At 71.4% G+C, this 11,922-nt stretch carries 11 protein-coding genes; 8 read left to right on the top strand and 3 right to left on the bottom strand.

The genetic code is table 11. From position 1 onward, the window contains the following. The 3 genes from scpA to ABZW18_RS33030 all read left to right on the top strand — a co-directional run. Nucleotides 1–1,859 (top strand): methylmalonyl-CoA mutase (scpA, locus tag ABZW18_RS33040; protein ID WP_356194799.1); only part of this gene is annotated, 1,859 nt, incomplete at its 5' end. Between the two features lie 4 nt (nt 1,860–1,863). After that, entirely contained in the window at nt 1,864–2,856 is a 993-nt protein-coding gene (gene meaB / locus ABZW18_RS33035) for a methylmalonyl Co-A mutase-associated GTPase MeaB (RefSeq protein WP_356194797.1), read from the top strand. Between the two features lie 265 nt (nt 2,857–3,121). Continuing rightward, nucleotides 3,122–4,537, top strand: coding sequence for an NAD(P)/FAD-dependent oxidoreductase (locus ABZW18_RS33030; protein ID WP_356194795.1), 1,416 nt, complete (start codon nt 3,122–3,124; stop codon nt 4,535–4,537). A 115-nt stretch (nt 4,538–4,652) separates the two neighbouring features. Here ABZW18_RS33030 and ABZW18_RS33025 read toward each other — a convergent pair whose 3' ends face one another. The 3 genes from ABZW18_RS33025 to ABZW18_RS33015 form a co-directional block, all read right to left on the bottom strand. Beyond that, on the bottom strand, nt 4,653–5,369 hold the full coding sequence (locus tag ABZW18_RS33025) for a zf-HC2 domain-containing protein (protein ID WP_356194792.1): 717 nt from the start codon (nt 5,367–5,369) through the stop codon (nt 4,653–4,655). A 330-nt stretch (nt 5,370–5,699) separates the two neighbouring features. Continuing rightward, a complete protein-coding gene (locus tag ABZW18_RS33020) occupies nt 5,700–6,209 on the bottom strand; it encodes a hypothetical protein (RefSeq protein WP_356194801.1) in 510 nt (169 codons plus the stop codon). 159 nt (nt 6,210–6,368) lie between these two features. Further along, nucleotides 6,369–6,608, bottom strand: coding sequence for a hypothetical protein (locus tag ABZW18_RS33015; RefSeq protein ID WP_356194789.1), 240 nt, complete (start codon nt 6,606–6,608; stop codon nt 6,369–6,371). Between the two features lie 87 nt (nt 6,609–6,695). Between ABZW18_RS33015 and ABZW18_RS33010 the strand changes: the two genes are divergently transcribed. The 5 genes from ABZW18_RS33010 (at nt 6,696) to ABZW18_RS32990 (ending at nt 11,865) form a co-directional block, all read left to right on the top strand. Then, on the top strand, nt 6,696–7,109 hold the full coding sequence (locus ABZW18_RS33010) for an HIT family protein (RefSeq protein WP_356194786.1): 414 nt from the start codon (nt 6,696–6,698) through the stop codon (nt 7,107–7,109). Nucleotides 7,110–7,218: 109 nt separating this feature from the next. Then, nucleotides 7,219–8,511 carry a phosphoribosyltransferase family protein gene (locus tag ABZW18_RS33005; protein ID WP_356194784.1) on the top strand — a complete coding sequence of 431 codons (1,293 nt, stop codon included), beginning with the start codon at nt 7,219–7,221 and terminating at the stop codon, nt 8,509–8,511. Nucleotides 8,512–8,596: 85 nt separating this feature from the next. Beyond that, entirely contained in the window at nt 8,597–8,866 is a 270-nt protein-coding gene (locus ABZW18_RS33000) for a DUF1876 domain-containing protein (RefSeq protein WP_356194782.1), read from the top strand. Nucleotides 8,867–8,938: 72 nt separating this feature from the next. After that, nucleotides 8,939–10,678 (top strand): DNA polymerase/3'-5' exonuclease PolX, encoded by a 1,740-nt coding sequence (polX, locus tag ABZW18_RS32995; protein ID WP_356194779.1) that lies wholly within the window; start codon nt 8,939–8,941, stop codon nt 10,676–10,678. 38 nt (nt 10,679–10,716) lie between these two features. After that, on the top strand, nt 10,717–11,865 hold the full coding sequence (locus tag ABZW18_RS32990) for a hypothetical protein (RefSeq protein WP_356194778.1): 1,149 nt from the start codon (nt 10,717–10,719) through the stop codon (nt 11,863–11,865). The last annotated feature ends 57 nt before the right edge of the window (nt 11,866–11,922 follow it).

Below are 11,922 nucleotides of genomic sequence, written 5' to 3'. Positions count from 1 at the left end.
GTCGGCAGGTCGAAGGCGACGGACAGACCCACCGCGGCTACGACAGCGACCACCCGCGCGTGACCGGCGACGTCGGCATGGCGGGCGTGGCCATCGACTCCATCTACGACATGCGGCAGCTGTTCGACGGCATCCCGCTGGACAAGATGAGCGTGTCGATGACGATGAACGGCGCCGTGCTGCCCGTTCTCGCCCTCTACATCGTCGCCGCGGAGGAACAGGGCGTACCACCGGAGAAGTTGGCCGGGACCATTCAGAACGACATCCTCAAGGAGTTCATGGTCCGCAACACCTACATCTATCCGCCGCTGCCCTCCATGCGGATCATCTCCGACATCTTCGCCTACACCTCGCAGAAGATGCCGCGCTACAACTCCATCTCCATCTCCGGCTACCACATCCAGGAGGCCGGGGCGACGGCCGACCTGGAGCTGGCGTACACGCTCGCCGACGGCGTGGAGTATCTGCGCGCCGGCCTCGGCGCCGGGCTGGACGTCGACGCCTTCGCGCCCCGACTGTCCTTCTTCTGGGCGGTCGGCATGAACTTCTTCATGGAGATCGCCAAGCTGCGCGCGGCCCGGCTGCTGTGGGCCAAGCTCGTCAAGGGGTTCGAGCCGAAGAACGCCAAGTCGCTGTCGCTGCGCACCCATTGCCAGACCTCCGGCTGGTCGCTGACGGCCCAGGACGTCTTCAACAACGTGACGCGCACCTGCGTCGAGGCGATGGCCGCCACCCAGGGCCACACCCAGTCGCTGCACACCAACGCACTCGACGAGGCGCTGGCCCTGCCGACCGACTTCTCCGCCCGGATCGCCCGCAACACCCAGCTCCTGCTGCAGCAGGAGTCGGGCACCAACCGGGTGATCGACCCATGGGGCGGCAGCGCGTACGTCGAGCGGCTCACCCACGACCTCGCACGCCGCGCCTGGCAGCACATCGAGGAGGTCGAGGCCGCGGGCGGCATGGCGCAGGCCATCGACGCCGGTATCCCCAAGCTGCGCGTGGAGGAGGCCGCGGCCCGTACCCAGGCCCGTATCGACTCCGGCCGTCAGCCCGTGATCGGGGTCAACAAGTACCGGGTCGGCGGCGACGAGCAGATCGATGTCCTCAAGGTCGACAACTCCTCCGTACGGACCCAGCAGATCGAGAAGCTGCGGCGGCTGCGCGAGGAGCGCGACGAGGGAGCCTGCCAGGACGCGCTGCGCGCCCTCACCGCCTCCGCCGAGTCCGGAGCCGGCCAGGGACTCGAGGGGAATCTGCTGGCCCTGGCCGTGAACGCGGCCCGCGCCAAGGCGACCGTCGGCGAGATCTCGGACGCCCTGGAGAAGGTGTACGGACGGCACTCCGGCCAGATTCGTACCATCTCCGGTGTGTACCGCGAGGAAGCAGGAGCGTCGACCGGAGTGGCCCGCACCCGTGCGCTGGTGGACGCCTTCGAGCGCGAGGAGGGTCGGCGGCCGCGCATCCTCGTCGCCAAGATGGGCCAGGACGGCCATGACCGGGGGCAGAAGGTGATCGCCACCGCGTTCGCGGACCTCGGCTTCGACGTCGACGTCGGCCCGCTGTTCCAGACCCCGGACGAGGTCGCCCGGCAGGCCGTGGAGGCCGATGTCCACGTCGTCGGGGTGTCCTCGCTCGCCGCGGGGCACCTCACCCTCGTACCGGCGCTGCGCGAGCAGCTGGCCGAGCAGGGCCGGGAGGACATCACCATCGTGGTGGGCGGCGTCATCCCGCCCCAGGACGTCGAGCCCCTGCGGGAGATGGGCGCGGCGGCGGTCTTCCTGCCCGGCACGGTCATTCCCGACGCCGCCCACGACCTGCTGAAGACCCTCGCCGGGGCCCTCGGCCACGAGTTGTGAGCCCATGGCGCGGACGATCGACACCGACAGCTACGCCAAGGGTGTCCTCGACGGCTCGCGGGCCCATATCGCCCGGGCGATCACCCTCGTGGAGTCCACGAGGCCGGATCACCGGGAGCTTGCGCAGCGACTGCTGATCGAGCTGCTGCCGCACTCGGGCACGGCGCGGCGGGTGGGCATCAGCGGGGTACCGGGAGTCGGCAAGTCGACCTTCATCGACGCGCTCGGCTGCCTGCTGACCGGCCTGGGACACCGGGTCGCCGTGCTCGCCGTCGACCCGTCCTCGACCCGTACGGGCGGCAGCATCCTCGGCGACAAGACGCGGATGGAACGGCTGGCGGCCGACCCCGCCGCCTTCGTACGCCCCTCGCCGAGCGCGGGCACGCTCGGCGGTGTCGCGCGCGCCACCCGCGAGACCATGGTGGTCATGGAGGCCGCGGGCTACGACGTGGTGCTGGTGGAGACCGTCGGCGTCGGCCAGTCCGAGACCGCCGTGGCGAACATGGTCGACTCCTTCCTGCTGCTCTCGCTGGCCCGCACGGGCGACCAGCTGCAAGGCATCAAGAAGGGGGTGCTGGAGCTCGCGGACGTCGTGGCCATCAACAAGGCCGACGGGCCGCATGAGCGCGATGCCCGGTCGGCCGCCCGTGAACTCGCGGGAGCGCTACGGCTGTTGCAGCCCGCGGACGCCCCGTGGAACCCGCCCGTCCTCACGTGCAGCGCTCGCGAGGGCAACGATCTGGACACCGTGTGGGAGCGGCTGGAACGGCACCGGAAGGTGCTCGACGCCACCGGAGCTCTCGCCGCCAAGCGACGTGACCAGCAGGTGGACTGGACCTGGTCCATGGTCCGCGACCAGCTGCTGTCCCAGCTGCGCGAGCACCCCGAGGTGCGCCGGCTCGCTCCGGGGCTCGAGGAGCGGGTCCGGGAGGGCACGCTGACCGCGACCCTGGCCGCCGAGCAGCTGCTGGCCGCGTTCCGCGACCCCACGCCGTGACACCCGGCGCGTCGCCGTACGACGCGCCGGGCGCCGATGAGGGCCGCCCACCCATCAGATCCCCTGAGACCGGACCGATGCGGCTCCCGGCGTCGCTCCACGGGGGCGCCCGGCACCCGGCCCCCGGCGGCCCGATTGCCTGTCCGGCGTGTCCCTGCTCGAATCGCCCCTGACGACGGCATCGTTGCCTGCCGGTGCCGTTCTCGGGAGCGAGGATGGATCCGACGGGACCGGCGCTCGGAGGAACAGGTGAGGGGGAGCCGTCATGAGTGACGCGATCGTGGTCGGGGCCGGGCCGAACGGGCTGGCCGCCGCGGTCACGCTCGCCCGCTCCGGAGTACGCGTCACCGTGCTGGAAGCCGCGGACGAGATCGGCGGAGGGACCAGATCGAGCGAACTGACCGTCCCCGGCGTGCTGCACGACCACTGCTCGGCGGCGCATGCGCTGAACCCGGGCTCACCGTTCCTGCGAACCCTCGGGCTGGAGCGGTTCGGGCTCCGCTGGCGGTGGCCCGAGATCGATCTCGCACACCCCCTGGACACCGGTACGTCCGCGGTCATGGTGCGGTCCGTCGAGGAAACAGCCGCCGGCCTCGGGGCGGACGGCCCGGCCTGGCACCGGCTGTTCGCCCCGCTCGCGGAAGGCTTCGACGGCCTCACCGAGGACCTGATGCGGCCCATCCTCCATGTCCCGGCGCATCCCGCCGGGCTCGTACGGTTCGGGGCGCGGGCCCTCCAGCCGGCCACCGTCGTCGCGCGCCGCTGGCGGACCGCGGAAGCGCGAGCACTGTGGGCCGGGGTGGCCGCTCACGCCTTCCAGCCGCTGACCCGCCCCACCACGGCCGCCGTGGGACTGCTGCTGATCGCATCCGCGCACCGGAGCGGCTGGCCCGTCGCCACCGGCGGGTCCCGGTCGATCACCGACGCGCTGGCCGCGCTCCTCACCGAGCTGGGCGGAACCATCGAAACAGGCGTACGAGTGCGCTCGCTGCGCGAACTGCCCCCGGCACGTACGGTCATGCTCGACCTCGCCCCCGGCGCCGTCATCGGCGTCGCGGGCGACCGGCTGCCCGCGCGGGTGCGCCGGGCGTACGCACGCTGGCGCCACGGGCCGGGAGCGTTCAAGGTCGACCTGGCCGTCGAGGGCGGCGTCCCGTGGCGCGACGAACCCTGCCGGCGTGCCGGGTTCGTGCATCTGGGCGGGACGCTCGACGAAGTCCGCAGCGCCGAGGAGGACATCCACCGAGGCCGGATGCCCCGGCGCCCCTTCGTCCTGGTCGGGCAGCAGTATCTCGCCGACCCCGGACGCTCGGCCGGTGACATCCACCCGGTCTGGGCGTACGCGCATGTCCCGAACGGCTGGGCCGGGGACGGCACCGAGGCGGTCCTCGGCCAGATCGAACGGTTCGCGCCCGGGACGCGGCAGCGGATCGTCGGCCGGTCCGTGCGCACGCCCGCCGAACTGGAGCGGTACAACCCGAACTTCGTCGGGGGCGACGTGATGAACGGGGCCAACACCCCTCTCCAGGTGGCTCTGCGACCGAGGATCGCCCTCGACCCGTACAGCACCGGGATCCCCGGGGTCTTTCTCTGCTCGGCGGCAACGCCCCCCGGGCCGGGGGCACACGGCATGTGCGGCTTCAACGCCGCGCAGTCCGCCCTGCGGGCCCTGCGCCGGTGACCGCGCCCGTCGGTGACCGCACCCCCTCGGGCCGGTGACCGCACCCCTCGTCAGGCCGCCCCGTACCGGTGCGGACCCGCCCCCGAATGACCGGCGGGAGGCTCCGTCCCGGCCGCTATCCGTGCAGGGACACCAGGTGCCGGCCGTCGAGCGTGCGGACGTCGAAGCGCTCGATGTCCGTACGGTCCATGGCCGCCCCGCCCTGTGCGTACAGGAACCGGTGCTCGCTCGCCGAACCCTCGACCCCGAATCCGGATTGGGGGACCCACCAGGTCGAGACGGTCTCCTCCTCGCCGTTCCGGCCGACGACGACCAGCCGGCACCTCATCGGGCCCTTCACATTCTTCAGCTCCAGCCCGATGTCCGTGCCCCACTCCTTCTTCTCCGTCCCCACCATCGCGGCGACCGAGGTGGCGGGATCCGTGTGCCACACCTTCTGACCGAGCGCGTGCACCTGTTTCTCGGCGCTGACCGTCTGTTGCCTGACGGGGCCCGGGGAGTCCAGGCCCGTCACGGCGGTGCTGCCGAGGGCGAGGGCCGCCGCCGCGGCGACCAGATACATCCGCCGCCTGCGGCTCCTGCGCCGGGCGACGGCGATCTCGTCGATCACCCGGTACAACAGCCCGGACCCCGGATCCGGAACCCAGGTCTCGCCCGGAGGCATCGACGAGGCGAAGGAGGCCAGCAGCGAGACGACACCGTCGAACTCCGCGAGCTGCGTCATACAGGTCGCGCAGCCGTCCGCATGCGCCTCGAAGTGCCAGGCGTCCGCCGGATCCATGACGCCGAGCGCATAGGCGCCTGCGGCGACATGCCGCTCCTGCGTTGTCATGCCTTCGCTCTCCTTGCTCCTCTGCCGCGAGACCGAGTGCGGCCTGCCGGTATCAGGTACGGAACCGGGCGCCCGTCGGCTCAACATTCGGCGGACGAGTCCCGGAACGGAGTGGAACGGTGGCGCTGAGTCACCGGAAGGGCGTTCCGGGTGGTCGGTGGCTACACAGGGTCGTACGCGTTGCGGGCGTCACGAAGACGGGACAGCCCGTGCCGTACAACCCGGAACGTCGCGTCAGGGAAGGCGCATCACGGAACGCCGCTCACGGACACCGCGGAACTCCGGAAGGCCGTGGAACTCAGAAGCCGCGCGGCCGAGCAGCCCGCCCGTTCAGAAAAGCTGGATGGCGAGATGGCCGAGCGGCAGTCCCAGCTGCCACGCGGGCATCCACACCTCCGGCGCCTCCTCCTGGCCGACGGACATGCCGTCCGGTTGGCTGACCGTGTGGAGGTCGGCGGCCAGCAGTTCGGTCTCCGCCAGCCACCGCCACGCCGACCTGGCGAGCCGCAGATCGGGGTTGCCGCCGCCGGACTCGCGCTCCTCTGCCCCGAGCTCCTCCAGCCGCTCGTGCACCCAGCTCTGCCACGTACGGTGGTACGCCGTCAGCGAGAGCCAGTGCTCCATCCGGGAGATGACACGGATACGGGACAGCTCGCCGTCCACGTCCGACAGGAAGATGGTCAGCGCCAGTGCGTCGCGGCCCGCCCGGAACTCCAGGGAGGTCGGCGGCATCAGATCGCCGGTGCGCAGCAGCTCGTCGGCGATGTACTCGGCGTACATCCACGCCATGGGGACGGCCAGCCCGCCCCCATTGGTGCCGTTCGCGCTCTCGGGCAGCATCATCCCGCACCACCTATTCCCGGGTTGTCCGCGTACGTCGGGACCGCGCACACAGCGCCTCCCACCCTGACACACGGATGGGAGGCGCCGTTTACTCATCTCACAGGAGCACCCGGCCTGATTCGCTCAGTCCCGGTGCCCCGCCCGCTGTCCCGCTCGTCACGCTTCGCCCGGGTGCCACCTGGGCCATTCCCCGGGCCGGTCCGACCAGTGGACCTGCTCCGGGTCACCGAAGTCGATCTCCGGGAAGATCTGCCGCACCCGCACCTCGAACTCCTCGCGCTCCAGTGGCTCCCAGCCGAATCCCCGCAGGTGGACCAGGCGGTAGCGGGCGTCGGTCGCGAACGGGGCCACCACGACGGGGGCGTCCCGCTCGGGCGCGCTCGGGGCGTTCTCCATGCTTCCAGGGTGCGCCGGGGCGGCAGGTCGGGCGAGTGGAAGGAGCACCGGAGTGACGGTGACCGCTGCGGATAGTTGACTGGAGACGTGAACTGCCCCTTCTGCTCGATCGTGGTCGGCGAGGTGGCCACGCACCGGGTCTTCGAGGACGGGACGGCAGTGGCGTTCCTCGACGCCAGGCCGCTGTTCCCGGGCCATGTGCTGGTGGTGCCGCGGCGCCATGTCGAAACGCTCACCGACCTCCCGGCGGCGGAAGTGGGGCCCTTCTTCAGCCGGGTGCAGCTGATCGCCGGCGCCGTGGAGCGGGGGATGGGAGCGGCCGGCTCGTTCGTCGCCGCGAACAACCGGATCAGCCAGTCCGTACCGCACTTCCACGTCCATGTCGTGCCGCGCAACCGGAAGGACGGACTGCGCGGCTTCTTCTGGCCGCGCAGCCGCTACGCCGACGAGGAGGAGGCGGAACGGGCGGCCGCCCGGGTACGGGCCGCGCTGGACGCCTGAGCGCCGTAGTCGGCACCGTGCGTTTGCGCATTCCGCGCTTTTCGGCTTGATTCGGAAGATAACCAGTCTTGCGGGGGCTCACGTCATCTCCCCGGACCGGGGGTGCATCATGCGGTTCACCGACCGCGCGGAAGCCGGCCGCCGTCTCGCCGAGCAGCTGGAGCATCTGCGTACCGAGGATCCGGTCGTGCTCGGGCTGCCCCGCGGCGGAGTGCCGGTGGCCTACCAGGTCGCCCGGGCGCTCGGCGCGCCACTGGACGTCATCCTGGTCCGCAAGCTCGGCGTGCCGTACCACCGGGAACTGGGCTTCGGCGCCATCGGAGAGGGCGGGGTACGGGTCGTCTCCGACGCCATCCTCCGGATGAGCCGGGTCGCCGAGGAGGACCTCGTCGAGGTCCAGCGCAGCGAGGAGGCCGAACTCCAGCGGCAGGCACTGCAGTTCCGCGGTGGCCGGCCGCGGATATCGCTCGAAGGACGTACCGCGATCGTGGTGGACGACGGGATCGCGACCGGCGCGACGGCGGCGGCCGCCTGCCGGGTCGCCAAGGCCCACGGGGCGGCCCGGGTGGTGCTGGCCGTTCCCGTCGCGCCGCCGGACGCCGTGGTCTCCCTGCGCCCCGAGGTGGACGAACTGGTGTGTCTGTCCGTCCCCACCGCCTTCTTCGCGGTGGGCGAGTGGTACCAGGACTTCTCCCAGACCGAGGACTCCGAGGTCGTCGCCCTGCTGGCCGAACCCACGGACCCGGCGGGCGAACAGCCCCCGGTCAGGGAAGTGGAGATCCCGGTCGCCTCCGGGGCCATCCGGCTCACCGGCGACCTCTGCCTGCCGGACGGCGCCTCCGGCGTCGTCGCCTTCGCCCACGGCAGCGGCAGCAGCCGGCACAGCCCGCGCAACCGGTCCGTGGCCACGGTCCTGAACGACGCCGGCCTGGGCACCCTGCTCTTCGACCTCCTCACGCCCGAGGAAGAGCTCGACCGGGCCAATGTCTTCGACGTCGAAAAACTGGCCGGCCGGCTCATCGAGGCGGCCCGTCTGCTGCGCCGCGAGAAGATCCCCATCGGCTACTTCGGCGCCAGCACCGGTGCCGCCGCCGCCCTGTGGGCCGCCGCTGCCGACGGCGCCGACAGCGCGAACATCGGCGCCGTGGTCTCCCGCGGCGGCCGGCCCGACCTCGCGGGTCCGCGGCTCGCCGGCGTACGGGCCCCCACGCTGCTCATCGTCGGCGGCCGCGACGAGACCGTCCTCGACCTCAACCGCCAAGCACAGTCCAGGCTGACCTGCGAGAACCGGCTCGCCGTCGTCCCGGGTGCAACGCACCTCTTCGAGGAGCCCGGCGCGCTGCGCCAGGTGTCCGACCTCGCCCGGGACTGGTTCCTCGACCACCTCGGCCCCGCCCGCTAGAACAGGCCCCGCTCCGCTGCCGCGACGGGTCGACCAGGCCTGCACCCGAGGCGCATTCTGGAAGGTGACGCTGGAGGTGAAAGCCATGGAAACCCTCGTCGGATGGCACATCGAGATGGAGTTCCGTGAGATCGACTCGAAGACCGAGGCAGCCGTACTGCTGAGGCTCCAGGACGGTACGGAACTGCGGACGCACGGGCGCGCGAACCGCCACCCGGACGACCCCGAGCAGCCACGCGTGGGCGAGGAGATCGCGGCGGCCAGGGCGCTGAACGACCTGGCCCGGCAACTGCTCGCGAAGGCGGGAGTCGAGATCGAGGAGGTCACGCATCTTCGGGCGCATCTGGCCATGTGAGAGGCCGGAGAGGCCCGTACGAGCCCGTGCCGCGGAAGAGCCCGCCGCGCGGGCTCGAACTAGACTTGCCACGTGGCCCGACCCAACAAGGAGGTCGAGGCTCTGCTCCAGGAGTATGCGGACCTCGTCCTCATCACCGGCGGAGACGCGTTCAAGGCCCGCGCCTACGAAAAAGCGGCGCGGGCGATCGGCGGCCACCACGCCGATGTCTCCCGGCTCGACGCCCAGGGCCTGCGCGAGATCCCCAACGTCGGCAAGTCCATCGCCGACAAAGTGCTCGAGTATCTGCGCACCGGCCGGATGCCCGCCGTCGAGGACGTACGGGCGAAGATCCCGGCCGGGGTGCGGGAGCTCATGGCCATCCCCACCCTCGGCCCCAAGAAGGCGATGACCCTCTACGAGGACCTGCACATCGCCTCGGTGGGCGAACTCCTCGACGCGATCAACGAGGAGCGGCTGCGCGGTCTCAAGGGCTTCGGTCCGAAGACCGAGGAGAACATCCTCCACGGCATCGGGCTGATGCAGTCGGCGGGCGACCGCGTCCCGGTCAACGCCGCCATGGAGGTGGCCGAGGACATCGTCGCCGAGCTGTCCGCGGTCACCGGCTGCGAGCGGTGCACGTACGCCGGATCGCTGCGCCGGATGCGGGAGACCATCGGCGACGTCGACATCCTGGTGGCGGCCGGCCGCTCCGAGCCGTTCATGGAGGCGTTCACCCGGCTGCCGTCCACCGGCGAGATCATCGCGCACGGTGTGAAGAAGACGTCGATCCGCACCACCAAGGGCCTTCAGATCGACCTGCGTGTCGTGCCGCCGGACTCGTGGGGCGCGGGGCTGCAGTACTTCACCGGCTCCAAAGCACACAACATCCGCATCCGCGAGATGGCCGTCCGGCACAAGCTGAAACTCTCCGAGTACGGGCTCTTCGACGCCAAGAGCGGGAAGAAGATCGTTTCGCAGACCGAGGAGGAGGTCTACGCCAGGCTCGGCCTGCCCTGGATCCCGCCGACGCTGCGTGAGGACCGCGGCGAGGTCGCCGCCGGTCTCCGGGACGCGCTGCCGCAGCTGGTGACCGAGGCGGACATCAGAGGCGATCTGCACACCCACACCGACCTCACCGACGGCCTGGCCACACTGGAGGACATGGTCGCCGCCGCCTCGAAGCGCGGCTTCCGCTTCTACGCCGTCACCGACCACGCGCCGAATCTGTACATGCAGCGGATGACCGACGAGAAGGTGTTGGCCCAGCGCGAGCGGGTACGCGAACTCGACGGCAAACACCGCGGGATGCGTCTCTTTCACGGGACGGAGCTCAACATCGACCCCGATGGGAACGTGGACTGGCCGGAGGAGTTCCTGCGGGACTTCGACGTGTGCGTCGCCTCGATCCACTCGCACTTCAACCAGGGGCGCGAGGCCCTGACCCGGCGCCTCGTCAGGGCCTGCGAGCACCCGCAGATCAATATCATCGGGCACCCCACCACCCGGATCATCGGCAGGCGGCCGGGCCTGGACCTGGACCTCGACGCCGTGTTCGCCGCCTGCGCCCGCACCGGGACGGCGCTGGAGATCAACGCCCACCCCGACCGTCTCGACCTGTCCGACGAGCACATCCTGCTGGCCAAGCGGCACGGCGTGCGGTTCGCCGTGAACAGCGACGCACACGCGCCGATCCACCTGGAGTACCTGCGCTACGGCGTGGGCACGGCGCAGCGTGGCTGGCTCACCGCGGAGGATGTGATCAACACCTGGCCGGCGGCTCGGCTGCGCCGGTTCCTCCGCAAGGAAAGCGCGGCGCACATCCCGTCCTAACCTGGTAGTACTCACTGTCCCCAAGCCTGGGGGAGATCATGGAACTCGGTTTTCTCAAACCGCTCTTCGACCGTCCGGGCCCATGGGCCGCGGTGTACATCGACACCTCGCGCGCGACCGAGGACGCGGCCAAGCAGCAGAAGCTGCGGGAGCGGTCGGTGGCGGCCCAGCTCATCGACGCGGGCGCCGACGCCTACACCTGCAGGGCCGTACTCGACACACTCGCCCACGAGCCCGTCTCCGGTACGCCCCCCGGCCGGGCACTCTTCGCGGCGGGGGCCGAGGTCGTCCTCGACATCCCGCTCGCCGTGTCCCCGAACGACGTCATGGCGACCTGGTCGACGCTCCCGCACATCGCGCCGCTGGCGGGGCTCCACGACGACCTGCCGCCCTGCCTGGTGGCGTACATCGACCGAACCGGCGCCGATCTTGAGCTGCGCGACTCGCACCGGCGGGAGCCCGCGGGCCAGGCGGAGGGCAAGGAGTGGCAGGGGCGGGGCCACCGCAGCATCCCCGCGGACCGGCACGAGTGGCACTACCGGAACAAGGTCGAGAACACCCTGAACCAGACCGCGGACATCATCGCCTCCGAGCTGGCCCGGCAGTGGCCGGACTCCGGAGCACAGCTCCTGGTGCTGGTCGGCGACCCGCGGGAGCGCCGGGCGGTCCACCACCGGCTTCCCGAGCAGATCCGGGCCGTCACCGTGGAGGCGGAGAACGGCAGCCGGGCCTCCGGGGCGTCGAACGGCCTGCTGGACCAGCAGATCGCCAAAGCCCGGGAGAACTTCGCGCGCCGGCATCTGCAGAGCGTGATGGACCGCTTCCGAGCCGGACGCGGCCGCCCCGGAGAACACGGTGCCGGCAGCGTGGAAACCGGTCCCGGTGAGGCCGCGGAAGGCGTGCCCGCCGTGGTGGACGCCGCCCGCAGCCACCAGGTGGAGACGCTGCTCCTGACGCCGGGCGGCCCGGACACCTCGCGCGAACTGTGGGCGGGGCCGGGACCCGACCATCTCGCCGTGCAGCGCGGCGAGATCCAGGCCATGGGTGTCCCCAAGCCCGAGCTGGCCCGCGCGGACGACGCGCTGATGCGGTCCGCCGCGGCCGCCGACGCCGAGGTCCTGCTCGTGCCCGAGGACGTACAGGGACCGGCCGGCGGGCTCGGCGCCGTGCTGCGCTGGACCGTTTGAACAGGAGCCTGGCATGCGAGCCACGGATCCCTTGTCCGGGGGCGTACCGGGTGCGGC

The sequence above is a fragment of the Streptomyces sp. NPDC004647 genome, from assembly GCF_040609575.1.
Lineage (GTDB): Bacteria > Actinomycetota > Actinomycetes > Streptomycetales > Streptomycetaceae > Streptomyces.
This window is presented reverse-complemented; position numbering and strand designations above follow the sequence as displayed.

Coding starts and splice junctions, on each gene's coding strand:
- ABZW18_RS33025 (WP_356194792.1), bottom strand. CDS start 5,369: ATGACAACGCAGGAGCGGCATGTCGCCGCAGGCGCCTATGCGCTCGGC.
- ABZW18_RS32990 (WP_356194778.1), top strand. CDS start 10,717: ATGGAACTCGGTTTTCTCAAACCGCTCTTCGACCGTCCGGGCCCATGG.
- ABZW18_RS33030 (WP_356194795.1), top strand. CDS start 3,122: ATGAGTGACGCGATCGTGGTCGGGGCCGGGCCGAACGGGCTGGCCGCC.
- ABZW18_RS33000 (WP_356194782.1), top strand. CDS start 8,597: ATGGAAACCCTCGTCGGATGGCACATCGAGATGGAGTTCCGTGAGATC.
- meaB (WP_356194797.1), top strand. CDS start 1,864: ATGGCGCGGACGATCGACACCGACAGCTACGCCAAGGGTGTCCTCGAC.
- ABZW18_RS33020 (WP_356194801.1), bottom strand. CDS start 6,209: ATGCTGCCCGAGAGCGCGAACGGCACCAATGGGGGCGGGCTGGCCGTC.
- ABZW18_RS33005 (WP_356194784.1), top strand. CDS start 7,219: ATGCGGTTCACCGACCGCGCGGAAGCCGGCCGCCGTCTCGCCGAGCAG.
- ABZW18_RS33015 (WP_356194789.1), bottom strand. CDS start 6,608: ATGGAGAACGCCCCGAGCGCGCCCGAGCGGGACGCCCCCGTCGTGGTG.